This is a genomic window from Mesorhizobium sp. M0862 (assembly GCF_040319795.1).
Taxonomy (GTDB): Bacteria; Pseudomonadota; Alphaproteobacteria; order Rhizobiales; family Rhizobiaceae; genus Mesorhizobium.
In genome coordinates this window covers 307,566-331,463 of sequence record NZ_JAMYOJ010000004.1, presented here as the reverse complement: position 1 = coordinate 331,463, position 23,898 = coordinate 307,566, and the positions used below count along the sequence as shown (strand labels likewise).

General features: G+C 64.0%; 23 protein-coding genes and 1 pseudogene. 5 read left to right on the top strand and 19 right to left on the bottom strand.

Annotation, left to right across the window (positions count from 1 at the left end; all coding sequences use genetic code 11):
• Window positions 1-211 precede the first annotated feature (211 nt).
• Window positions 212-1,645, bottom strand: a complete 1,434-nt coding sequence (locus NKI15_RS08665) for a DHA2 family efflux MFS transporter permease subunit (protein WP_352515214.1) — start codon at window positions 1,643-1,645, stop codon at window positions 212-214.
• Between the two features lie 109 nt (window positions 1,646-1,754).
• Here NKI15_RS08665 and NKI15_RS08660 point away from each other — a divergent pair, with 109 nt between their 5' ends.
• Both NKI15_RS08660 and NKI15_RS08655 read left to right on the top strand, forming a co-directional pair.
• Window positions 1,755-2,756 carry an ornithine cyclodeaminase family protein gene (locus NKI15_RS08660; RefSeq protein WP_023746982.1) on the top strand — a complete coding sequence of 334 codons (1,002 nt, stop codon included), beginning with the start codon at window positions 1,755-1,757 and terminating at the stop codon, window positions 2,754-2,756.
• Window positions 2,753-4,261: an HAL/PAL/TAL family ammonia-lyase gene (locus NKI15_RS08655; RefSeq protein ID WP_352886011.1), complete on the top strand. Its 1,509-nt coding sequence runs from the start codon at window positions 2,753-2,755 to the stop codon at window positions 4,259-4,261. The genes NKI15_RS08660 and NKI15_RS08655 overlap by 4 nt, the downstream gene beginning before the upstream one ends.
• On the opposite strand, the gene NKI15_RS08650 is transcribed toward NKI15_RS08655, so the two are convergent.
• The 12 genes and pseudogenes from NKI15_RS08650 to NKI15_RS08595 form a co-directional block, all read right to left on the bottom strand.
• Window positions 4,262-5,065 (bottom strand): 3-methyl-2-oxobutanoate hydroxymethyltransferase, encoded by an 804-nt coding sequence (locus tag NKI15_RS08650; protein WP_023725437.1) that lies wholly within the window; start codon window positions 5,063-5,065, stop codon window positions 4,262-4,264.
• 85 nt (window positions 5,066-5,150) lie between these two features.
• Window positions 5,151-6,240 (bottom strand): annotated as a pseudogene (locus tag NKI15_RS08645) (fatty acid desaturase family protein).
• Between the two features lie 18 nt (window positions 6,241-6,258).
• Window positions 6,259-7,173, bottom strand: coding sequence for a sugar phosphate isomerase/epimerase family protein (locus NKI15_RS08640; protein ID WP_023668170.1), 915 nt, complete (start codon window positions 7,171-7,173; stop codon window positions 6,259-6,261).
• 54 nt (window positions 7,174-7,227) lie between these two features.
• Complete coding sequence (locus NKI15_RS08635) at window positions 7,228-8,316, bottom strand: Gfo/Idh/MocA family protein (RefSeq protein WP_352515217.1); 1,089 nt, start codon at window positions 8,314-8,316, stop codon at window positions 7,228-7,230.
• Window positions 8,317-8,419: 103 nt separating this feature from the next.
• Window positions 8,420-9,484 (bottom strand): ABC transporter ATP-binding protein, encoded by a 1,065-nt coding sequence (locus NKI15_RS08630; RefSeq protein WP_352515218.1) that lies wholly within the window; start codon window positions 9,482-9,484, stop codon window positions 8,420-8,422.
• Window positions 9,484-10,272, bottom strand: coding sequence for an ABC transporter permease (locus NKI15_RS08625; RefSeq protein WP_352497992.1), 789 nt, complete (start codon window positions 10,270-10,272; stop codon window positions 9,484-9,486). The genes NKI15_RS08630 and NKI15_RS08625 overlap by 1 nt, the downstream gene beginning before the upstream one ends.
• Complete coding sequence (locus NKI15_RS08620) at window positions 10,272-11,141, bottom strand: ABC transporter permease (RefSeq protein WP_352791002.1); 870 nt, start codon at window positions 11,139-11,141, stop codon at window positions 10,272-10,274. Before NKI15_RS08620 ends, NKI15_RS08625 begins: the two co-directional genes overlap by 1 nt.
• A 66-nt stretch (window positions 11,142-11,207) precedes the next feature.
• Window positions 11,208-12,269 (bottom strand): ABC transporter substrate-binding protein, encoded by a 1,062-nt coding sequence (locus tag NKI15_RS08615; protein WP_352886007.1) that lies wholly within the window; start codon window positions 12,267-12,269, stop codon window positions 11,208-11,210.
• A gap of 33 nt (window positions 12,270-12,302) precedes the next feature.
• Window positions 12,303-13,277 (bottom strand): PfkB family carbohydrate kinase, encoded by a 975-nt coding sequence (locus tag NKI15_RS08610; RefSeq protein WP_352515220.1) that lies wholly within the window; start codon window positions 13,275-13,277, stop codon window positions 12,303-12,305.
• Window positions 13,274-14,308: an ADP-ribosylglycohydrolase family protein gene (locus NKI15_RS08605; RefSeq protein ID WP_023821828.1), complete on the bottom strand. Its 1,035-nt coding sequence runs from the start codon at window positions 14,306-14,308 to the stop codon at window positions 13,274-13,276. Before NKI15_RS08605 ends, NKI15_RS08610 begins: the two co-directional genes overlap by 4 nt.
• 3 nt (window positions 14,309-14,311) lie before the next feature.
• Entirely contained in the window at window positions 14,312-15,037 is a 726-nt protein-coding gene (locus tag NKI15_RS08600; protein ID WP_023685264.1) for a GntR family transcriptional regulator, read from the bottom strand.
• 209 nt (window positions 15,038-15,246) lie between these two features.
• Window positions 15,247-16,017, bottom strand: a complete 771-nt coding sequence (locus NKI15_RS08595) for an IclR family transcriptional regulator domain-containing protein (protein WP_023729434.1) — start codon at window positions 16,015-16,017, stop codon at window positions 15,247-15,249.
• A 116-nt stretch (window positions 16,018-16,133) separates the two neighbouring features.
• Here NKI15_RS08595 and NKI15_RS08590 point away from each other — a divergent pair, with 116 nt between their 5' ends.
• From NKI15_RS08590 to pcaF, 3 genes are read left to right on the top strand one after another with little or no spacing between them, the layout of a single operon-like run.
• The gene (locus NKI15_RS08590; protein WP_023729435.1) at window positions 16,134-16,991 is read left to right on the top strand and encodes a CoA transferase subunit A; all 858 of its coding nucleotides are present in this window, start codon (window positions 16,134-16,136) and stop codon (window positions 16,989-16,991) included.
• Window positions 16,988-17,776: a CoA-transferase subunit beta gene (locus tag NKI15_RS08585; RefSeq protein ID WP_023729436.1), complete on the top strand. Its 789-nt coding sequence runs from the start codon at window positions 16,988-16,990 to the stop codon at window positions 17,774-17,776. The genes NKI15_RS08590 and NKI15_RS08585 overlap by 4 nt, the downstream gene beginning before the upstream one ends.
• Before the next feature lies 1 nt (window position 17,777).
• Entirely contained in the window at window positions 17,778-18,983 is a 1,206-nt protein-coding gene (gene pcaF, locus NKI15_RS08580) for a 3-oxoadipyl-CoA thiolase (RefSeq protein ID WP_031205590.1), read from the top strand.
• 13 nt (window positions 18,984-18,996) lie between these two features.
• Here the strand turns inward: pcaF and pobA are convergent, their stop codons facing one another.
• Genes pobA through pcaD form a run of 6 tightly spaced genes read right to left on the bottom strand, consistent with a single transcriptional unit; the run spans window position 18,997 to window position 23,812 of the window.
• A complete protein-coding gene (gene pobA / locus NKI15_RS08575) occupies window positions 18,997-20,169 on the bottom strand; it encodes a 4-hydroxybenzoate 3-monooxygenase (RefSeq protein ID WP_352515222.1) in 1,173 nt (390 codons plus the stop codon).
• A complete protein-coding gene (locus NKI15_RS08570; RefSeq protein ID WP_023749938.1) occupies window positions 20,169-21,221 on the bottom strand; it encodes a 3-carboxy-cis,cis-muconate cycloisomerase in 1,053 nt (350 codons plus the stop codon). The genes pobA and NKI15_RS08570 overlap by 1 nt, the downstream gene beginning before the upstream one ends.
• Window positions 21,222-21,237: 16 nt before the next feature.
• A complete protein-coding gene (pcaG, locus tag NKI15_RS08565; protein ID WP_023668155.1) occupies window positions 21,238-21,852 on the bottom strand; it encodes a protocatechuate 3,4-dioxygenase subunit alpha in 615 nt (204 codons plus the stop codon).
• The gene (pcaH, locus tag NKI15_RS08560; RefSeq protein WP_352515224.1) at window positions 21,852-22,607 is read right to left on the bottom strand and encodes a protocatechuate 3,4-dioxygenase subunit beta; all 756 of its coding nucleotides are present in this window, start codon (window positions 22,605-22,607) and stop codon (window positions 21,852-21,854) included. Before pcaH ends, pcaG begins: the two co-directional genes overlap by 1 nt.
• Window positions 22,597-23,010, bottom strand: a complete 414-nt coding sequence (gene pcaC / locus NKI15_RS08555; protein ID WP_023685273.1) for a 4-carboxymuconolactone decarboxylase — start codon at window positions 23,008-23,010, stop codon at window positions 22,597-22,599. Before pcaC ends, pcaH begins: the two co-directional genes overlap by 11 nt.
• The gene (pcaD, locus tag NKI15_RS08550) at window positions 23,003-23,812 is read right to left on the bottom strand and encodes a 3-oxoadipate enol-lactonase (protein WP_023696241.1); all 810 of its coding nucleotides are present in this window, start codon (window positions 23,810-23,812) and stop codon (window positions 23,003-23,005) included. Before pcaD ends, pcaC begins: the two co-directional genes overlap by 8 nt.
• Between the last annotated feature and the right edge of the window lie 86 nt (window positions 23,813-23,898).

The window sequence follows — 23,898 nt, the reverse complement described above, 5'->3', positions numbered from 1 at the left end:
GCCGCTTCGTCAAATGAATCCGCGCTCGGAACACCCGTTGGCAGTGATAATCTTCCAGTGGACGCACCGATTGCTAGAACTGGCGCAATCCTAGGAAAAGGCTGCGCTTTTGGCATTTGGTTGCACCATTGCGCGTATGCGCGAAGGTGCCGTTCTGAGGCGAAAGCACAAGGCGGAATTAATTGCCGCCTGAGCGGCGAAAATTGCGAATTCAGGTCCTGGACGTGTGGCCTGAAACTTCGGCGCCTGCACCGGGCGGCAGCACGAGGAACCGCAACGCCGCCGCCAGCCCGATGGCGCCGATGACCAGGAAGGCGATGCGAAAATCGACGAGGTCGAGCGCCGGCCGGTGCCTGACGATCTGCGACAGGTTCAGAATGGCAGCCGCCACCGCTACGCCGAACAGCATCGACATCTGCTGCAGCATGGACGACAAAGTTGCCGCCGAGCTGCGCTGCGCCGCATCGATATCGGCGAAGGCCAGAGTATTCAGCGCTGTGAACTGCATCGAGCGCGTCAGGCCGGCGATCAGCATCAGCGCTACCACCAGCGCCTGCGGCGTCTCCGGCGAGATCGCAGCGCAGGCCATGATCGAGGCCGAGGCGATCAGGCCGTTGACGACCATGACCGTGCGAAAACCAAAGCGCCGCAGCGTCGGCGTCGTCACCGTCTTCATGCCGAGATTGCCGAGGAAATAGGCCAGGATCATCAAGCCGGCATCGACCGGCGAAAGGCCAAAGCCGACCTGAAACAGCAGCGCCAAAAGGAACGGCGTGGCGTTGATCGCCACGCGAAAAATGGTGCCGGCGGCAAGCGTAGAGATGGCGAAGGTCTGCACCCTGAACGCGCTGAGATCGAGCAGCGGATGCGGCGCGCGCCGGAGATGCCGCACCGCCAGCCAGCCGATGACGATGCCGGCGGCAACCAGCAGCACGGCGGGCAAGGCGCCGTCTTCCGGATGTGCGATGCGCTCAAGGCCGTAGAGCAGCAGCGCGAGCCCCAGCGACGTGAGGAAAAACCCCGGCCAATCCAGCGGCTTGGGATCGGCCGCGCGGTCGCCCGGAATGAAGCGCGCGACCAGCGCCAGCCCGACGAGCCCAAGCGGGACGTTGATGAAGAAATTCCAGTGCCAGGAGAGATAGGTTGTGATGAAGCCGCCAAGCACCGGCCCGACCACGGGCGCAAACAACGCCGGCCAGGTGATCAGCGCCGTGGCGTTGAGCAGCTCCGATTTCGACGCATTGCGCAGCACCAGAATTCGCCCGACCGGCGTCATCAGCGCGCTGCCAAGGCCTTGCACGACGCGAGCGGCAACGAACTGAGGCAGACTTTGCGAGAAGCCGCAGGCCAGCGAGGCCAGCGTGAACAGTACGATCGCCAGCAGGAAGATGTTGCGCGCGCCGAAGCGGTCGGCAAGCCAGCCCGACAGCGGCACGAACACCGCCATGGTCAGCATGTAGGCGGTGATGCCGATGCTCATCGCCACCGCCGTCACGCCGAAGGATTGTCCCATCTGCGGCAGCGAGGTCGAGATGATCGTCGAATCCAGCAGCTGCATGAAAAACGCGATGGCAACGATCAACGCCACGCGCCGCGCATTGCTGGCGGTTGCGGCGGAGGCCTCGGTGTCGGGAACGGCAGTCATAGCGAACCGCGTTGAACAGCATATGGCTGGCCCCGTCCAGAGCTTATCCAACAAACTTCCGTGTCGGCTCGCAGCCTGTTATGGATGGGCGGGCGGCCAAGGACATTGCATGAAGCCTATCTATATCGACTACCTCAATGCCCTAGATATCGAAGCCCTGGAGATGACCGACGGCGAAATCATTGCCGCTGTCGAAGCCGGGCTTATCGCGCAAGGCAATGGCCAGACGGTGATCGAGCCGCGCGTCCATCTTGAACCCGACCCTTCCTTCCATGGCCATTTCAACGTTCTGCGCGGCTACGTTGCGCCGCTCGATACGGCGGGCGTGAAAATCGTCGGCGACTATGTCGACAATTATCTGCACGGGCTCCCTTCAGAATTTGGCATTCTAAACCTGTTCGATCCGCGCACCGGCACGCCGCGCGCCATTCTCGACGCCACCGTCATCACCGACATGCGCACCGGCGCCGTCACCGCTATCGGCGCCAAACATCTGGCGCGCAAGAACTCCAAGGTGCTGGCCCATATCGGCGCGCGCGGCACCGCCTATTGGAATGTGCGCCTGCTCGACCATCTCTTCGACTTCGACGAGATCCGCGTCCATTCGCGCCGCCCGGAAAGCCGCGACGGCTTCGCTGCCAAACTCTCGGCCGATCTCGGCAAGAAAGTTACCGCGGTTGCCGACTGGGAAAGCTGCATCAAGGGCGCCGACATCGTCGTCGAAGCCTCGCGGCTGCCGGAGCCGCAGCCGCTGCTCAAGACCGAATGGATCAAGCCTGGTGCACTGGTCGTGCCCTACGGCACGATGAGCGCGGTGGAGCTGTCGCTGACCGACATCATGCAGAAAATGGTCGTCGACGATTGGGGCCAGTGCAAGGGCGGCAAGTTCGGCTCGCTGCGCGCCCATGTCGAAACCGGAAGGCTGAGCGAAAAGACGCTGCATGCCGAACTCGGCCAGATCGCCGCCGGCCTCAAAGCTGGACGCGAAAGCGACGACGAGACGATCCTGTTCTGGCATCGCGGCCTGTCGCTGTCCGACATTGCGCTGGGCAAGGCGATGCTGGCCAAGGCTGCTGATAAAGGCATCGGCCAGAGGCTGCGCTTCGCATGAGCGCGCTCGTCCTCACCGGCGCCGGCGTCAGCGTCGAGGATGTCGCGGCGGTCGCCCGCGCCGGCCGCAAGGTGGAGGTTGAGCCTGCTGTCATCGAGAGGCTCGACAAAGCGCGAAAAGTGCTCGATCAGGTCGCCGCGTCCGGTCAGCAAATCTATGGGCTCAACACCGGGCTCGGCGCCAATCTCGGCACATCGGTCGAGGGCGATGCCAGCGCCTTCCAGCGCCAGTTGCTGGAAGGGCGAAGCGGCGCTGTCGGCGAACCGTTGCCCCAAGAGGCGGTGCGGGCGACCATGCTTGCGCGCGCAGCGATGCTGGCAGTCGGCGGCTCCGGCATTTCGCCGGCGGCTTTCACCGCCCTTGTCGATGCGCTCAATGCCGGCGTGCATCCGGTAATGCCGCAGTTGGGCTCGATCGGCGCCGGCGATCTCGTGCTGATGGCGGCGCTCGCCCGTCTGCTGACCGGCGACGGCGAAGCTGACTATCAGGGTCGGCGCATGCCGGCGGCCAAGGCGTTGATGATGGCGCGGTTGGCTCCGATCAGCCTGGCGCCGAAAGACGGCCTGTCGCTGATCAACGCCTCGGCGGTATCAGCCGGCACTGGCGCGTTGGTACTGGCCGACGCGCTGTCGGCCTTTGCGCAACAGCAGCAGGCCGGCGCGCTGACCATGGAAGGGTTTGGCGCCAACCGCACCATCCTCGATCCGCGCCTGCATCTGGCGCGGCCGGCAGCCTGCCAGCAACTCGCGGCCAAGGGCTTGCGCTACCTGCTTGCCCGCGACGAAGAGCCGGCGCCGACCACCCTGCAGGACCCGCTGTCGATCCGCTGCATGCCGTCGATCCATGGTGCATTGATCCAGGCGATCGACCAGGCGCGGCTGGCGCTGGAGATCGAACTCAATGCCGCCGCCGACAATCCACTGGTGCTGGGCGATGACGGGCTGGTTCTGTCGACCGGCAATTTCCACACCGCATCGCTGGCGCTGGCCTTCGAGACGCTCGGCCTGGCGATCGCACAATGCGCCGCGGCAAGCGTTGCCCGCTTCATCCAGCTCGCCGGCTCCGGCCGCAACGGTCTGCCCAGATATCTGTCGCCGGTTGGCGGCGCCTCGGCCGGTTTCGTGCCGCTGCAAAAGACGGCAACGGCAATCCTGGCCGGCATCCGCCACAAGGCCAATCCGGTGATGCTGGATTTCCTGGCCGTGTCCGAAGGCGTAGAGGACCACGCCACGCAGACGCCGCTTGCCGTGTCGAAATGCGCCGGGATGATCGCGCTGTGGCGACGGCTGATCGCCTTCGAACTGATGGCCGCCGCGCAAGCCGTGGACCTGCGCGACGGTCTCAAGCTGGCGCCCGGCACAGCAGCGGTCCATACCGCGGTGCGCGCGCATGTAGCGATGCCGAGGGAAGACCGGCCGCTGGGAACAGACGCCGAGGTGCTCCACGCAATGCTCGCCGACGGAACATGGCAAGGCGCTGCGACGACCGGCAAAGAGGCCGAGTAGTCAGCCCTTTGCGTCCACCCGTTTCATGAACAGGCTGAGCTCGGCCGGATCCATGCGCACGACATGCCTGTCTTCCGGATAGGCGCCGCTATCGACGTCGGCAACGTACTCGGAAAACGCCGCGACGCGTTCGGCCTGCAGGCGATCGTACTCGGCGGCGAAGTTGCGGTAGACCTTGGAATGGCGCGGCATGTGGCCCCGGTTCTGGCCAAGAATATCGTCGGCGAACAGATACTGCGCGTCGCAGCCGGTGCCGGCACCCATCGACAGCATGATCAGCGAGGTCCGTTCTGAGATCGCCTTCGCCACCTCGACCGGCACCACTTCGATCTCGGCGCCAAGCGCTCCAACGGCCTCATACTGCTTGACCGCCTCAAAAATCTGCATGGCGGTGTCGGCGGTCTTGCCGACGGCCTTGAAGCCGCCGGTCCAGGTGGCGCGGGACGGAATGAGGCCGACATGGCCGATCACGGGGATCGCGTCGTCGGCGAGCCGCTTCACGGTGGCGAAACCGGCGCTGCAATAAACGGCGTCGGCTCCGGCCTTGTAGAGCCGGAACGCCCAGCGCAGGAAATCGTCCGCCGTGCCTATTTCATAGAAGTTCTCGCCCGGCATGGTGAACAGGCTAGGCGCCGCATCGCGATACTCAGGGTTGAGCACCAGCTCGGGCGGCACCGAGACGATATCGACCCCTGCCCGCTCGGCAGCCTCGGCCTCGTCCATGGTCAGAACGCGCAGCATGGTCAGCTGGCGCTTGCCCTTCATGGCGCGCAGATCGGCGACGGTCGGTCTCTTTCGGCTCATCGGGATGTCCCTGTTGGCTGGTTGCTTTTCCCGGTCACCTTACCGGCCCCGTAACAGGCCGGATAGAAGGCGGGTGGTTTATTCGCTACTCGGCCGCCGCCGACATATCGAGCTCGTGAAATTCACCGCGATAGGGCCGCGCCGTCGGCGGCAATTCGCGCTTGAGGAAATAATCCTCGTACCGCAGCTGCTTCAGCAGCACCGGCCCGACCTCGCGATAGGCATGCCATATGGACGGGTTCGCCGCCGGCAGGTCGTGCTTGATCAGCTCGTGCAGCCTCGGCAGCATGGTAGGGCACCATCGGAAACATGTGATGCTCGACGTGGTAATTCATGTTCCAGTAGATGAAGCGGCTGACCGGGTTCATGTAGACGGTGCGCGTGTTCAGCCGGTGGTCGACGACATTGTCAGCCAACCCGATATGCTGGAGCAGGCCGGTCAGAACCATGTGCCAGCTGCCATAAAGACGCGGCAGGCCGATCAGCACCAGCGGCAGCCATGAACCCAGCGCGATCGCGAGGGCGATCGTCGCAACGTACACGGCGGCATGCCAGCGCGCCGCCGTGATGGCCTTGCCCTGTTCGGTCTCAGGAATGTAGCTCTTTTCGTCGTCCGACAGCTTGCCCAACGCCTGGCGCGCCAGAATCGGCAGCGAATAACGGAAATCGAGAATGCCGGTGAAGGCAAGCGCCGCCTTGACCAGATTTGGCGGCCGCATTACCGCGATCTCGGCGTCACGGCCGACGATGATCGTGTCGGTGTGATGCCGCGCATGACTCCAGCGCCATTGCACCGGATTGCGCACCACCATGAAGCTGGCGATTTCGTAGATCGCATCGTTCATCCAGCGTGTGCGGAAGGCGGTGCCATGGCCGCATTCATGCCAGCGCGAGTCGCTCGACGATCCATACAGCACGCCATAGACGAGCAGGAACGGCACCACCCACCACGTGCCCCAGAACCAGATGATGCCGGCGGCCGAGCCCAGGATCGCAGCGATCCAGATGATGGTATCGCGGATCGCCGGCCCATCGGAGCGCTGCATCAGTTCCTTCATTGCCTTGCGCGGCACGTCGGTGTGATACCACTCGGCCGAGGCCAGCCCGGTCTCGATCGCCCGGCGGGTGCTTTCGCCGACCAGGCTGTAATCGCGCTTTGTCTTGGCCGCCGGCATCACCGTCTCGCCCTGCCCTTAGAGACCGTTGGCGCGGAATTTCCCGTCGAGGAATGTCTTTGCGCGCGGCACGTCGTCCTCGGTCAGATGCTCGATGATGACCGGGATGTTCGGGTGCTTTTCGCTGAGCCGCTTCAGATAGAGGTCGTAGTTGAGCGAGCCGAGACCGGGCGCCGGCAATTCGATCTCGCCGACGCCGCGGAAGGTCAGCCCCTCATGCGCATCCGCATCGCCGATATCGGCATGCTTTTCCGTCTTGTCGCTGCCGGAGCGTTTCACATCCTTGGCATGCGCGATCCGGATCTTGTCGGCCAGCGTGTCGAACACCTGGTTCAGCACCTGGTCCATGCGGTCGATATTGTGCGCCTCGAAATAATTGGTCGGATCCATCAGCAGGCCGAGGCCCGGATGGTCGACCTGCGCGAACATTTTGACCGTCTCCTCGACCGAACCGACGACATTGTTGACATAAGTTTCGAGCAGGAACACCGCGCCATGGTCGTAAGCCGTCTGGGCAAGATCCGAGATCACCTTGCGGCATTCCTCGAAGCCTTCCTCGGTCTTGTTTTTGGGATGATGCACCCAGTCGGATTCGGTGTTGTAGGTGCCGGTCTCCGAGATCACGTAGGGCGAGCCGAAGTCGCGCGCATTGCGGATGATTTCCTTGAGATAGCCGACGCGCTTCTCGCGCTCGGATTTGTCGGGATGGATGATGTTGGTGTAGCCCGAGATGCAGCAGACCGGCAGATTGTGGTCGCGAAACGTGTCGCGCACTGTCCTCGCCTTGTCCCCGGTGATCTGCCCGGCCGTGAGATCGACATCCCTGAAATGCATGTCGAGCTGCACCGTGTTGAAGCCGAGTGCACGGATGCGGCGGGCGGCCTCGGCGAGCTCATAGGGGAAATAGCCGGTGAATATACCTGCCTGCATCATGATGTGAACTTCTCCCTGTGAGCGATTCAGCCGCCACGCTATTCGGCGGCATGTTCAGTCGATCGATATCTCGGACAGCTTGACGGTGCGGCCTTGCGCCATCGAGCGGTAGCCGGCCTCGACCAGCGCCATCGTCTTGACGTTGTCGGCAACCGATAATGCCGGCGGCGCGCCTGTCTTTACCGCATGCTGCAATTGCTCCATCACGCCGATGAAGGCATGCGGGAACCACATCGTGTCCCAGCTCGGGCTGACCCACTTGCCATCCGTCGTCTCGGTCGACGCATAGGTCAGCGTCGAGGCAGCGCCTTTCGGCCAGCCGATGGTGCCCTTCGCGACACCCTTGGTGCCGTCGACGCGCCAGTTGATGTGCTGGTCGTCCAGATAGCCCTCCTGGCGCGGTCCGGACCAGACATCCTCCAACGACACGGCGAGCACGCCGGAGGGAAAGCGCAGCGTCGAGACGGTGATGCCGTCGCTATGCTCGAATGTCGTGCGCGGGTCCTTGCGTGTCAGCGTGGTGATTTCCGAGGGATCGCCGAACAGGAAGCGCAGCACGTCGAGATGATGCACGCTCATATTGGCGAGCGTCAGCCGGTCGTAGTCCTGAAGGAAAGTCTGCCAGTGCGGGATCGCATGCATGTCGATCTGCGCAAAGACGATGTCGCCCAGCGCGCCGCTGTCGATGATCTGCTTCAAGACGCGCATCGATTGGTCGTAGCGCATGTTCTGGTTGACCGAGAGGATCTTGCCTGACTTGGCTGCCTCGTCGCGCAGCTTCACGGCTTCATCGACCGACAGCGCCAGTGGCTTCTGCGCCAGGATCGCCTTGATGTGAGGCTGCTTCAGCGCATGGCGGATCAGCGCCGGCTGCAGATCGGGCGGAAACGCAAGGTCGACGATCTCGATCTCGGGATTCTCGATCAGTTGTTCCGGCGTGTCGTGGACGGTCGGAATGCTCCAGCGTGCAGCTACCTTCTCGGCGCTGGCCTTGGTGCGCGAGGCGATGGCGACGACTGGGAAACCGGCCTGCGCATAGGCGGCAAGATGGCATTCGGCCATGATCATGCCGGCGCCGATGCAACCGATCCGGTATTCGCTGGTGCGAACCCTCACATCCGGCTCGAAACCCTGGCCTGCCATCCATTCCTCCCTTGGACGACAGGATATAACGCCATGGCAGGCCCATCAGCCAAGGTCCGCTCCATCAATTCCCATCAGAACCATGCCGGGGTGACGGTGCGAACTAGTTTGCGGCAATCAGCACGGTGCTTTCCGGCGACCAGCTGAGCACCACATCCTGGCCCTCGGCCAGCCGGTCACTGCCGGTATTTTGGACGATGACTTTCAACGTCTGGCCGGCGCGCTCGACGAAATAGGTGCTGTTGTTGCCGGCGAAGATGCGCTTGGAGACTTGCCCCTTCAGCGTGTTGGCATTGCCGCTCGATGCCTCGGCATCGGTGGCGATACGAATGCGTTCGGGTCGCACGGCGCAGCTGGCCTTTGTGCCGGCGGCAAGCCGACCACCCACCCCGGCGGCAATCGCCGTGCCATCAGGCAGCCGGATGCCGTTGCTGGTCGCATCGCCGCGAAGGATATTGGCGTCACCGAGGAAGGTGGCGGCGAATTCACTCTTCGGCCGGTCGTAGATTTCCTCCGGCGGCCCTTCCTGCACGAGCCTGCCGTCCCGCAATATGCCGATGCGGTCGCTCATCGTCAGCGCCTCTTCCTGGTCGTGGGTGACGAAGATGGTGGTGATGCCGATCTCGCGCTGGATGCGCTTCAGCTCGATCTGCATGTCGACGCGCAGCGCCTTGTCGAGCGCGCCGAGCGGCTCGTCGAGCAGCAGCACTCGCGGCTTGGTGACGATGGCCCGTGCCAGCGCCACACGCTGGCGTTGGCCGCCGGAGAGCTGGTGCGGCCGGCGCTCGCCGAGCTTGCCGAGCTGAACCAGATCGAGCGCGCGCTGCACTTCGGTGGCGATCGTCGCTTTCGTTTCGCCGCGCACCGACAGGCCGAAGGCGACATTATCGGCGACGCTCATATTGGGAAACAGCGCATAGTTCTGGAACACCATGCCGATGCGTCGCTTTTCGACCGGCACGCGTTCCACACTCTCACCGCCAATGGTGATGCGGCCAGTATCGGGAAAGTCGAAGCCGGCGATCTGGCGCAGCAGCGTGGTCTTGCCGCTGCCCGAGGGGCCAAGCAGCCCATAGAAACCGCCATCGGCGAAATCGATGGAGACGTCGTCCAGCGCCTTGTGCGCGCCAAAACTGCGGGAGACGTTCGATACCTGCACGCCGGCCATTATTTCTCTCCGCCGAATTTGAAGAAGCGCGCCGTGAGCAGCATCAGCGCCATCGACACGACGATGATGATGGTCGAGACCGCGTTGATCTCGGGCGTGAAACCCTTGCGGATCGCGGCGTAGATTTCGACCGGCAGCGTCGTCTGGCCCGGCGTCGCCAGGAAGTAGGAGACGACGAACTGGTCGAACGACACGGCAAATGCGAACAAGCCGCCGGCAATGACGCCGGGCATGATCCACGGCAGCGTCACACGCCTCGTCACTTGCCACTGGTTGGCGCCGAGCGAGCGCGCCGCCTCTTCCAGCTCCGGTGCAAAAGTCTGCAGCCGGGCCGAGACGACGACGATGACATAGGGCAGCGCTAGCGCCACATGGCCGAGCAGGATGGCGAACAGGCCGCGGCCAATGCCGACGCCGAAGAAGAAGATCAGCATCGCCGTGCCGGTGATCAGCCACGGAATGGCGATTGGCGGAAACAGCAGCGCCTGCAGCACTTTCTTGCCGCGGAAATCATAGCGGAACAGCGCCAGCGAAGCGGCCGAGCCAAGCACCACTGAGATGAGCGTGGTGATGACCGCGATCTTGAGGCTGTTCCAGGTGGCCGCGATCAGCTGGTCGTTCTGCCAGAGCGAGGCATACCATTCCGTCGTCCATTCGAACGGCAATTGGTAGAAGGGCGAGACGTTGAACGACATCAGCGCCATGATGATGATCGGCAGATAGAGGAAGGCGAGCAGCAGGAAGATGTAAAACCGGCCCAGCCCTTGGAGGATGCGGGTGGTCTTCATCACGCGGCCCTCTTCAGCACCGGCGAGGCAACTGCGAGGATGACCAGCACGACGGCGAGCAGGATGAACGACAATGCCGCGCCAAGCGGCCAGTTGAACACGGCGACGAACTGGTCTTCGATCACCGTGCCGTAGAAGGTGCCGGTGCGACCGCCGAGAATGCGCGGCTCCATGAACGAGCCGACGACCGGCACGAAGATCAGTGCCGCACCTGCCACCAGGCCGGGCATAGACAGCGGGATGATCACCCGCTTCAGCACCTGCAGCCGCGAGGCGCCGAGCGAGCGCCCGGCCTCGATCAGCGAGTCGTCGATTGCCTGCAGCGTGAGATAGCAGGTCAGCACCATATAGGGCACGTAGGAGTGCACCAGGCCGATGATGATTGCGGGATAGGAATACATCAGGTCGATGTTGATCTTGAACGGCAGCACGGCGTTGAGCGCCGTGTCGAGGATGCCGCCCTCGCGCAGCACCATCGCCCAGGAGAAGATGCGCACCAGCCCGTTCGACCAGAACGGCAGGATGACCAGCAGGAAGATCGCCTCGCGGCTGCGCCCCTTCAGCACCTTGGCCAGCACATAGGCGGCGGGGTAGCCGATGACGACGCACCACAAAGTCACTTCGAGGCCGAGCCGCAGCGAAGCGAGCAGCAGCGTCAGGTACAGGCTCTGCGAGAAGAAGGCGGCGTAATTGCCAAGGGTGAACGCCCACGGCTTTCCCGACAGCGGCAGGTCGGTCATGAAGGAGAAGAATACCATGGCCGAGAGCGGCAGGAAGATCGCCACCGTCAGCCAGAGATAGGCCGGCGCCAGCAGCGGCAGGGCCGATCTCAGCCCGCCGCGCGACGCGACCGCACCCTGTACTGCCATGATACCCTCCTCCCCAGGATTGAAGGGCCAGCCGGCGCCAACCGCCGGCTGGTCCGGACGTGAGCGTTACTTCACGTCGACTTTGAGCTGCTGCCACAGCGCCAGATAGGCCTCGCGCTGCGCGTCGGTGATCGGCGCCTGGAACTGGATGCGCTTGGCCACCTCGGGATCGCCCATCACCTTGCGGTTGAAGGAGTCTTCAGGCAGCGCTTCCACCGCCTTGGTGCTGGCCGACACCGGAGCGCCGACCTTGGTGACCCATTCGACATAGAATTTCGGATCGATCATCCAGTTGATGAAGGCCTGCGCACCTTCGACATTCTTCGAGCCCACCGGGATCGAGAACGCGTCGAGCCAGGCGACGGCGCCTTCCTGCGGAACGACCAGCGAGACCGGCAGCTTGAAGTGGGTCTTGGCGCGATCGGCCGAGCCGCTCCAATAGGTGCCGATGTCGATCTGGTTGGAGGCGACCATCTGGTTCCAGTCGTTCTCCGAACTCCAGAACGTCTTGATCTGCGGCATCAGCGAGGTCAGCTTCGCCTTGACCGCTTCCATATCCTTGATGTCGTTGATATTCTGACCGGTGGCAATGGCGCCGAACTGCACCGCTTCGACAGCGTCGTCGCGAATGACGACCCGGCCCTTATGCGCTGGGTCCCACATTTCGGCGATCGAGGTCGGTGGCTTGTCGAAGGACTTTTCGTTGATTGCCAGCGCCGTCAGGCCCCACACCCACGGCACGCCATAGACCTTGCCGTCATGGTCGAGCATCGGCGATTGCGCCTTGTCCTTGCTGATGTCGGCATAGTTCGGCAGCTTCGAGACATCGATCGGCTGGATCAGCTTTTCGGCCATCGCCTGATCGTTGAAGGCGGCGTTGATCATGACCACGTCATAGAGGCCCGGATTGGTGCGGATCTTGGTCAGCATTTCCTGTTCGGAATTGAAGAAGTCGTTGACGACCTTGTTGCCGGTCGCCTTTTCGAAGGCTTCGATCGCCCACGGCTCGTCGGCGCCGTAGCCCTTCCAGTTGAGCACATGCACTTCGGCGGCACTGGCGGCCAGCGTGAGCGCGGAGGTGATGACGGCGGTCGCCGTCAGCAGGGCAGTCAGTCTTGGCATGCGCATGTTCGTTCCTCTCTTGTTTGCCCGCTTGGCGGGTCAGGCTGTCTGATGGGCCTTCTGGTTCTGGCCCGGCTCGCCCGTGGCGGCCTGGCTCAGGAAAGTCTGGATCTCGCTGTCGGTCGGCGCCGATGAGCCGCCATGGCGGGTGACGGAAAGTGCTGCCGCCGCATTGGCATAGCGCGCCGCCTCGAAGGGATGCACGCCGCGCGAGAGTGCACTGACGAAACCGCCGATATGGGTGTCGCCGGCGCCATTGGTGTCGATGGCATCGACCTTGAAGCCGGCAATGGTCTGCGTCTCGCCATTGACCAACCTCACGAAACAGCCCTTGGCGCCGGCGCGGATAACGACGCCTTCGGCCTTTGGGCAGTGGTCGGCGAGCAGCCGGGCGGCGAGTGCCTCGACATCGCCTTGCCCAGCGATCTCGACCGCTTCCGTCATGTTGCAGCTCAGCCATGTCGTACGGGCAAGTACCCGCGACAGGATGGGACGTGGGATATCCGCGATGACCGGCGTTGGATCGAAAACGAAGGGAATGTTTTCTGGCAGCGCCTCGATCCAGTCGGTCAGCGCGTTGTGGCTTCCGAGATAGCTCAGCGTGTAGCCTGACGTGAACACCCAATCATCAGACGTGACCACCACGGGCCTCATCATCTCGAGGCTGAGAATGCTCTCCGCACCGGGCCACGACACGAAGGTGCGCTCGGCATCGCCGGAGATCATGGCGACGCAATTGCCGCTGTCCATGACCGGCGATGGCGACGTCAGCGTTATGATGCCTTCGGCCGCAAACGCGGTGCGCAAAAAATCGCCATTCGGTCCGCTGCCGAGCTGGCCGCCGAACACCACCGTCATGCCGGTGCGGCTGGCCGCGACCATCATGTTGAAGCCGCCGCCGGCGACCTGCGCAAAGCTCGACGCGGTCTTCTCGCAGCCCGGCGCCGGCAAGGCGTCGATGCGGTAGACATAGTCGACGACGGCGCTGCCGATATGGACCAGACGCCCACTCATGCCGCGGCATCCTTGCTGGCCTTTGCCGTGCGCGCCGCGACGAGGTCTTCGGCAAGCGAGCGCACCTCCCCCATATCTATGCCGACGAGCCCGGCAATGTGTTGTTGCGGCAGTTGCGAAAAGCCGACGCAGGCGCCGGCCATGCCTGAGGCAATCGCGCCGATCGTGTCGGTGTCGCCGCCGAGATTGGCGCTGATGATTGCCGCTTGCCAGGGATCGCCCTGCGCGACTTCAAGCACGGCGAAAGCTGCCGGCACGGACTCCTGGCTGGCCACACCGGTGCCGACGAGATCGGTGATGAGCCCGATCGCATCCCGCATGGTCTTGCCGCGCACGAGCTCCTGCGCCCAGGCGATACGCGCGGCGATATCGCCACCAGTCACCCAATGTCCGAGCCGGGCGCCTCGCCGCGCGGCTGCTACCGCGCTGTCGGAAGCGGCACGCCAGTCGCCACCGGCGACGCCGTGGCTGGCGGCGGCGGCAACTGCTGCGGCCGAAGCGATGGCGATCGAGGTGTTGTGCGTGGCACGGCAAGTGTCGGCGACCTTGGCGACGAAAGCGTCGAGCGGTTCCAGCGGCATCATGATGCCGACCGGCGCGATGCGCATGGCCGCGCCATTGGTGTCGCCCCGGCTTCCCGCCTCTTCCGCCGGCACGCCGTCATTGATGGCGTCGATGGCGCGCTTGGTCGATGGTCCCAGCAGGTCATAGCTGCCGCGCGCCTTGACCTCGCGCTCCCAGTCGAGCAGTGCGTTCACCCAGCGCGCATGATCGAAGCGGTCGCCGGACTCGACGAGAATGCGACCAAGCAGCAGGGCCTGTTCGGTATCGTCGGTGATGGTGCCGGCAACGAGCCCCTTCGACACCGGATGATCGGCAAACGGCGCCACGAAATCCTCGACATGGCCGTATAGCTCGGCGATCCGCGCCGGCGACAGAAGCTGCGTCGGCATGCCCAGCGCATCACCGAGCGCCCCACCGACAAGCGCGCCCATGGCGCGATCGAGCGTGTCGTTGGTTCTGTCCGGCATCGCTCAAAACCTCATATGCAGCGCGAAATGCGCCGGGTTGAGCAGGCTGGTTACATATTCGATCGGCCGGTCGTCGGCCGCACGCGTCAGCCGGCGTCCGCGCAGGAACGGCGTGCCTTGCGGGCAGCCGAGAATGGCGGCGTCTTCGGCATTCAGCATCTCGATGCCGACCCATTCCTCGCCATGGTCTGGGATGAGGCCGGCGCCGCGCAGCGTCTGGTGCAGCGAGCCTTCGCGCAGACCGCGCAGCGGCACGTCCTCCAGTTCGGGCGACAGCGGCAGGCGGCTGCGTTCGATGGAGATCGCATGGCCGTCGCTTGCATTGGTGCGCACCCGGTCGACGGCGATGAAGAACGGGCTTTCGATGCCAAGCAGCGTGGCAAGATCGGCATCCTCGATCACTTCAAGCCGCAGCGTCCGCGTCTCGGCATTGGCGCCGGCATTGGCCAGCGCCCGCGACCAGCCAATGCTGTCATCGACCGGCTTGCCGTCGAAAGTGACGAAGGAGCCGATGCCGACCTTGGTCGTGATCAGCCCACGGCTGGACAACTCCTCGAGGCCCTTGCGGACCGTGTTGCGGCTGACGGAAAAGCGCTGGACGAGTTCGTTCTCGCTTTGCAGGCGGTCGCCGAAGCCAAGCACGCCGGAGCGGATCTCATGTTCGAGAACGGTGGCGATCTGCTCGGGCTTGCCCGTGCCGGGAGAAAGTTGAACCGCGCGCCGCTTCATATGGGTACCTGTTCAATAAACCTGTATAGTCCTGTTCGATATTGGAGTTGAAGGGCGACGTCAACCATATATTTGGATTCACGCATATGCGTTGTGCTCAGGAGGTGCCCCGGGCATCGTTTGTTCGCATGGCGACGCTAACCGCGCAGGGCGTCCCGTCTCCGAGACAGAGCGGGGGCAGCGCTTCCCTCAGGCGATTAGCCTTGCGCTCACACGAAGAAAAATTCCTCAATCCGTTGCTTGGCCGTCCGCAGCGCTGGCAGGATATCCCGCTCCATCGCCTCGACGGAGAACCGCGCCGACTGCGTCGAGACGTTGATCGCCGCCACGGTCTTGCCGGCGCGGTCATAGATCGGCACCGCTATCGAGCGCAGGCCAAGTTCCAGCTCTTCATCGACGACGGCAAAGCCATCCACCCTCGCCGCGTCGATGGCCTTGGCCAGCGCGGCGCGGCTGGTGATCGTCTTCGGCGTGCGCCGTTCGATCCTCGCCTCTGCAAGCAAGGCCTTCAGCTCATCCGCGCCCAGCCCCGCAAGCAGGACGCGCCCCATCGAGGTGCAATGCGCCGGCAGCCTGGTGCCGACATCGAGCGAAACGCTGAGGATGCGGCGGCCAGGAATGCGCGCGACATAGACGACTTCCTCGCCCGACAGCACCGCCGCGTTACAGGCCTCGTCGAATTGGCCCGCGACGTCGCGCATGATGGATGCCGCGAATGTCCACAGCGAGGCGCCGCCGAGCCAAGAGCGCACGATGGCGAGCAGGCGCGGCGACAGCGAAAACTGCCGGCCGGATTGCGTGGCATAGCCGGTGGCGGTCAGCGTCAGCAGGAAGCGACGCGCGCCGGCGCGGGTCAGCCCCGCCTCCTCCGCCATTTCGGTCAGCGTCATCCCGGCCGGATGCCGGGCCAGTATCTCCATGACTGCAAGGCCGCGCTCCAGCGAGCCGACATGGTCGCGCGTCTTTGCCTTGTCCTCCATGCGGCCTCCGCAAGACAATGCGCCGCCTTGACTCGTCTCGGCGGCGCGATGTAAAAATATCTCATACAAAACAAATGTTCGCAATACGAACTTTTTGAACTTCGGAGTTCTTGGCGATGGTCAATTTCCTGCCGCTCAAACAGGCCGTGGCTGAGAACCTGCATGATGGCGATACGGTCGCCTTCGAAGGCTTCACGCATCTGATCCCGACGGCGGCGGCGCATGAGGCCATCCGCCAGGGCTTTCGCGACCTGACGCTCATCCGCATGACCCCCGACCTGATCTACGACCAGATGATCGGCATGGGCATGGCCAAGAAGATCATCTTCTCCTATGTCGGCAATCCCGGCGTCGGCCTGCTGCGCCGCGCCCGCGACGCCATCGAGAACGGCTTCCCCCGGTCGATCGAGATCGAGGAGCACAGCCATGCCGGCATGGCCAACGCCTACGAGGCGGGAGCTGCCGGCCTGCCTTGCGCGGTGTTCCGCGGCTATCGCGGCGCCGGGCTGGCGGCAGTCAATCCCAACATCCGCTCGGTCACCTGCCCGTTCACCGGCGAGGTGCTTGCCGCCGTTCCTTCCATCCGCCCGGACGTGACCTTCATCCACGCTCAGAAGGCCGACAAAAAAGGCAATGTTCTGGTCGAAGGCATTATCGGCATCCAGAAGGAAGCGGTGCTCGCGGCCAAGCGCGCCGTGGTGACGGTAGAGGAAGTCGTCGACAATTTCGACGACCTGCATCCCAACCTCACCGTGCTGCCGCGCTGGACCATCGCTGCGATCTCGGTGGTATCAGGCGGTTCGCATCCCTCCTACGCGCACGGCTACTATGCCAGGGACAACGCCGCCTATCTCGAATGGGACGACATCGCCGCCGACCGTGAAAAATTCCAGACCTGGATGCAGGCCAATGTCCTCGATCGCACGGCGGACGATTTCGCCGGCCGCGTAAAGCATCTGAGGAGCGCAGGATGAGCGGCTTTACTCCCAATGAGATGATGACGATTGCCGCCAGCCGAGCCCTGAAAAACGACGATGTCTGCTTCGTCGGCATTGGCGCGCCGTCAGCCGCCTGCAACGTCGCGCGACTGACGCATGCGCCCGACATCACGCTGATCTATGAAAGCGGCACCATCGGCACCGCGCCCGATGTTTTGCCGCTGTCGATCGGTGACGGCGAACTTTGCGACACCGCCGTCACGACCGTCTCGGTGCCGGAGATGTTTCGTTACTGGCTGCAGGGCGGCCGCATTTCGATCGGTTTCCTCGGTGCCGCCCAGCTCGACAAGTTCGGCAACATCAACACCACCATCATCGGCGACTATGCGCATCCCAAGACCCGCCTGCCCGGCGGCGGCGGCGCGCCGGAGATCGCCACCTCGTCGAAGGAGATCTACATCACCATGGCGCAGTCCAAGCGCGGCATGGTCGAGAAGATCGACTTCTTCACCTCCTTCGGCCATGGCGATGGCGGCGACCATCGCCAGCGCCTCGGCATCGAGACATCAGGGCCGACGCTGCTGATCACCGACCTTGCCATCTGGAAGCCAGATCCGGTGAGCAAGGAATTCACCGTGGTGTCGTTGCATCCCGGCGCAACGCGGCAGCAGGTGCAGGACAGCTGTGGCTGGATCGTAAAGTTCGCCGAGGCGCTTGACGAAACGCCGGCGCCGACGGAACTCGAGCTGACGACATTGCGCGACCTGCAGGCCCGCACCAAGGCGGCGCATGAGGGAAGCGGTAAAGAAAAGGCCGCATGACATGACCGAGGCATTCATCTGCGATTACATCCGCACCCCGATCGGCCGATTCGGCGGCTCGCTGTCGTCGGTGCGGGCCGACGATCTTGGCGCCATCCCGCTGAAGGCGCTGGTCGAGCGCAATGCCGGCATCGACTGGCAGGCTGTCGACGACGTCGTCTATGGCTGCGCCAATCAGGCCGGCGAGGACAACCGCAATGTAGCCCGCATGTCGCTGCTCCTGGCCGGACTGCCGAAGGAAATTTCAGGCTCGACCGTCAATCGCCTCTGCGGTTCCGGCATGGATGCGCTCACCATTGCCGCCCGCGCCATCAAGGCGGGCGAAGCCGAGTTGATGATCGCCGGCGGCGTCGAATCGATGAGCCGCGCCCCCTTCGTCATGCCCAAGGCCGAGACAGCCTTTTCGCGCCACGCCGAGATCCACGACACCACGATTGGCTGGCGCTTCATCAACCCGCTGATGAAGAAACACTATGGCGTCGATTCCATGCCGGAGACCGGCGAGAACGTCGCCGAGGATTTTTCAGTGTCGCGCGCCGACCAGGACGCCTTTGCCGTGCGCAGCCAGGACAAGGCCGTCGCGGCACAGGCCAATGGCCGGCTGGCGAAGGAGATCACCCCGGTGACGGTCCCACAGAAAAAGGGCGATGCGATTATCGTATCGAAGGATGAGCATCCCCGCGCCGGCACCACGGTCGAGTCGCTGGCCAAATTGCCGACGCCGTTCCGCCAGGGCGGCACCGTCACCGCCGGCAACGCGTCCGGCGTCAATGACGGCGCGGCAGCGCTGATCATCGCCTCCGAAGCGGCTGTGAAAAAATACGGCCTGACGCCGATCGCCCGCGTCCTCGGCGGCGCTGCTGCCGGCGTGGCGCCACGCATCATGGGCATCGGCCCTGCCCCGGCGACACAAAAGCTCTGCGCCCGCCTCGGCCTGACACCGCACCAATTCGATGTCATCGAACTCAACGAAGCCTTCGCCTCCCAAGGGATCGCCGTGCTCCGTCAACTCGGCATCTCCGAGAATGCGGAGCACGTCAATCCGAATGGCGGCGCCATCGCGCTTGGTCATCCCTTGGGCATGTCGGGCGCGCGTATCACTGGCACCGCGGCACTGGAACTGCGCGAGCGCAGCGCCCGCTATGCGCTGGCCACCATGTGCATCGGCGTCGGCCAGGGCATCGCGGTGGCGCTCGAACGGGTTTGAGTTTGCACCGCCCTTAATAGGGCAAACCGACATAGTTTTCAGCCAGCGCGGTCGACGCCGCTTGCGAATGCACGAGATAGTCGAGCTCGGCTTCCTGGATGCGTTGGCCGAACTCGCCCGTATCAGGAAAGCGGTGCAACATCGTCGTCATCCACCAGGAGAAGCGTACCGCCTTCCAGACCCGCGCCAGCGCCTTGGCCGAATAGGCGTCAAGCCCGGCCTGCGATTTGTCCACATAGAATTCGCGAAGTCCGGCAAAGAGATAGCGCACGTCGCTGGCAGCGAGGTTGAGCCCTTTGGCGCCGGTCGGGGGCACGATATGGGCGGCGTCGCCGACCAGGAACAGCCGGCCGAAGCGCATCGGCTCGGCGACGAAGGAGCGCAGCGGCGCGATTGATTTTTCGAAGGACGGGCCGGTAACGACCGCGGCTGCGGTCTGTTCCGGCAGGCGACTGCGCAATTCGTCCCAGAAGCGGTCGTCGCTCCAGGACTCGACCTGTTCGTCAGCGGGGACCTGCACATAGTAGCGGCTGCGATGCGTCGACCGCATCGAGCATAGCGCAAAGCCCCGCTCATGGTTGGCGTAGACCAGTTCGTGATCGGCCGGCGGCACTTCGGCCAGCACGCCGAGCCAGCCGAAGGGATAGGTCCGCTCGAAGGTTTTCAGCGCCCGCCCAGGCGCCGATTTGCGGCTAACGCCGTGATAGCCGTCGCAGCCGGCGATGAAGTCGCAGTCGATGCAATGGCTGACGCCGTCCTTGTCGTAGGTGACGTAGGGCGCTTCGCCATCGAAACCATGCAGCGCGACGTTGGCCGCCTCATAGACGGTGGTCAGCCCGGCCGCCTCGCGCTTGTCCATCAGATCGTGCGTCACTTCGGTCTGACCATAGACGGTGACATGCTTGCCGCCGGTCAGTGCCGTGAGGTCGAGCCGGTGCAGGCCGCCGCCGAACGCAAGCGAGATGCCGGCATGCAGCAGGCCCTCGGCATGCAGCCTTACAGCTGCGCCCGCCTCTTCGAGCAACTCGACGGTGCCTTGTTCGAGCACCCCTGCCCGCACCCGGCCAAGCACATGCTGCCGGCTCGAACGTTCGAGGATCACCGTCTCGACGCCAATGGTGCCGAGAAGCTGGCCAAGCAGCAGCCCGGACGGTCCGGAGCCGACAATGACGATCTTTGTGCGCATCAGTGTCCCAGGCTTTCGATCTGTCCGGCGAGTTCGGCGGCGAGCCGTAGCGCAGCCGCGGTCGCTATCGCCATTTGCGGCAAGAGCAGCCATTCCAGCGTCCAGGCAGCACCGGAGCGCTCCTGCTCATGCACCAGCGCCTGGTGCATGCCGGAAAGCTGGGTGGCGTTGAAGCGCGCCAGCGTCACCAGCACTTCCGCCTTCACCGGGTTCTGCTTGTGCGGCATGGCCGACGAGCCGCCGCCGCCGGACAGCTTGATGTCGGTTCCACCTTGCGCCATCAGCGCAACGTCCTGGCCGAACTTGCCGAGACTGCCGGCGATGAGCGATAGCAGCCCGGCGAATTCGGCCAGCGCATCCCGCTGGCTGTGCCATTGCGGCGCGTCGCCAAGGCCGAGCTTTGCGGCAAGGGCCGCGCGCACGGCAGGTCCTTTGTCGCCCAGCTTCTCCAGCGTGCCGGCGGCGCCGCCAAACTGCACCACGATCAGACGCTTGGATTGCTCCGACAGTCTCTGCTGATGCCGTTGCAGCGGCGTGCGCCACACCGCCACGCGGTCCGACGCCTGAATTGGGATCGCCGGCTGCATGCGCGTCATCGCTGTCAATGCACGGCTGCCAAAACGTTCTTCCAGCCCCACCAGCCGCAGAATGTTTTCAGTCAGCAGCAGGTCGAGATGTTCAATGAGCCGGCGCAGCCGAAGCACCAGGCCAGTGTCGATGACGTCCTGGCTGGTTGCGCCGAAATGCACGCCGGCGTCGTGCGGCGCCCCGACCGCTGCCTTCAACTGGCGCACCAGTTCGGGCACGATCACGCCATCCTTCGCCACACCGGCCCGCAGCCGCGCGGTGTCCGGCTTGTATGACAACAGGACAGGTATAATCGCCGCGGCGGCATCCGTGCCGATAATCCCGCTTTCGGCTTCCGCTTGCGCCAGCGCGCGCTCGAAATCGAGCATGGCGGCGATTTCCCCATCCACCGAAAAATGCCGAGCCGCCTCCTCGTCGCCGAGCAGGCCGGAAAGCAGCGGATGGTCGAAGGGCGATACGGTCATGTGCTGGTTTCCTCCGTCAGCTGTCGAAGAAGACCGTTTCCTTCTCCCCCTGGAGATGGACGTCGAAAATATAGTCGTCGCCTTGCCGCTCGGCGATCAGCGTCGGCACGCGCACCTTGTGCTCGATGCGGGCCAGGATCGGATCCTCGGCATTGGCCTTGGCCTCGTCGGAGAAATAGAGCCGCGTGTGGAGGCCGATATTGATGCCGCGGGCGACGATCCACAGGCTGATATGCGGCGCCATCAGCCGGCCGTCGCCATACGGCACGCGTCCCGGCTTGATCGTCTGAAAACTGCACAGGCCGGTTTCCATGTCGGTCGGCTGACGGCCCCAGCCCTGAAAATCCGGATCGGCATCGCCGCGCAATTCGGCCGGCGAATTGTAGAAGCCATTGGCATCCGCCTGCCAGATCTCGATCAACGCATCCCTGAGCGGCGTGCCGGTGCCGTCGAGCACGCGAATGCGCAAACCGATGCGGTCGCCCTTGGCGTTGTCGTTGAGCATCGTGGCGCCCAGGTCTGTCGGGTAGACGCCGCCGATACCGCCGAAATTCGGCGTCAGCCCGATATGCACGTAGGGCCCGGCGGTCTGCGACGGGCTCTCCTTCAGCCGGGTCAGCGATTGCGCCATCAATTGCCCTCCGGACGGTTTTCGAACAGCGAGGCGCGGCGTCCGCGCAACACGATGTCGAACTTGTAGGCGCGCGCGTCGAACGGGATCGTCGCCTGCATGTCGAGCGCGGCAACCAGCGTCTCAATCGCCGCCTTGTCGCGGATACCGCGCACGATCGGGCACCGCCAGATCAGCGGGTCGCCCTCGAAATACATCTGGGTGATCAGCCGCTGTGCGAAGCCGTGGCCGAACACCGAGAAATGGATGTGCGACGGCCGCCAGTCATTGGGCCCGTTCGGCCAGGGATAGGGACCTGGCTTCACCGTGCGAAAGGCATAGCCGCCGTCGGCATCGGTGATGGTGCGGCCGCAGCCGCCGAAATTCGGATCGAGCGGCGCCAGATAGCCGTCCTTCTTGTGGCGGTAGCGGCCGCCCGCATTGGCCTGCCAGAATTCGAGCAGCGCGCCGGAGACGCCCTGGCCGCGCTCGTCGAGCACGCGGCCATAGACGATGATACGCTCGCCGATTGCGCTCTCGCCGGGCTTGGCGAAGTTGTGGATCAGGTCATTGTCGAGTTCGCCGAGCATGGCGTGGCCGAACACCGGACCGGTGATTTCCGACGCCGTGTTGTCGAAGGCCAGCAGCGCCTTTTGCGGCGAGCGCAGCACCGACGTCTTGTAGTCGGGCGTCAGCGCCGGCGGATGCCAGCCGCGGTCGCGCTGGAAGAAGGCTCCGCTCTCGGGCCTGCGGTTCGAGCCGGCATCAGCTGGCATGGCCAGCCCTGCTTCCGTCCATTTCCGAAAACACCTCCTTGGCGATCCTGAAGGCGCGGTTGGCGGCCGGCACGCCGGCATAGATCGCGACATGCAGGAACGCTTCGCAGATATCGTCGCGCGACGCACCGGTGTTGGCGGTGGCGCGCACATGCATGGCGACCTCTTCATCATGGCCAAGGGCGGCCAGCAATGCCAGCGTCACGATCGAGCGTTCGCGCCTGCTGAAGCCCGGACGCGCCCACACAGTGCCCCAGGCTGCCTCGGTGATCAGCTCCTGGAACGGCCGGTCGAAATCGGTGACGGCATCCTCGCTGCGATCAACATGCGGGTCGCCGAGCACCGAGCGCCTGACGGTCAGCCCTGTCTGGTATCTGGTTTCGTTTTTGGGCAGTTCATCCATGGGTCTGCTTTCTCAGGGGAAGCGCCGCGACGAAATCGCGGATCAGGGTGGTCAGCGCCTTGGGCTGTTCGACGCAAGGGATGTGCGCGGCGTCACGAATGATTTCGAAATGTGCGCCTGGGATCAGATCGGCCAGCCAGCGGACGAGATCCGGCGGCGTCGAGCCGTCCTGGTCGCCAACGACGCAAAGCGTGGGTACCGCGATCCCCTGCGCGGCCTCGGTGAAATCGGCATCGCGCACCGCGGCGCAGGTGCCGACATAGCCGGCGACGGCTTGCCGGGTCATCATGTTCCAGTAACCGTCGAGCTCGGCGACACGGTCCGCGTGGAAGGCAGGCGTAAACCACATTTTGAGCACGGCATCGGCGATGGCCTGGATGCCTTTGCTTTCGACCGTTTCGATGCGGGTGTTCCAGCTGTCGGCCGTGCCGATCTTGTGGGCGGTGTCGCACAGGATGAGGCCGTCGACGATTTCGGGGCGCCGGGCATAAAACCCTTGCGCAATCAGGCCGCCCACCGACAGGCCGCACAGCACCGCATTGTTCAGTTCGAAATGATCGATCAGGCCCGACAGATCATCGACATGCTCGTCGATCGAGCTGACGCCACCAATGTCGGACAGGCCATGGCCGCGCTTGTCGTAGACCAACACAGGCATTTCGCCACCCAGTTCGGACAACACCTCGTCCCAGATGCGGAAGTCGGTGCCCAGCGAATTGATGAACACGATCGGCCGCGCATTTCCCTTCGCCTTGATATGGCGATGGTGCAGCGTGATGCCGCCAATGTTGACGAATGGCACGATTTCAATCCTCCGTGTTCACATTGCACAAGGCATTTAGTTTGGTAAAATGATATTTTACGCCGTTTCATTAACTGCTAGGTTAT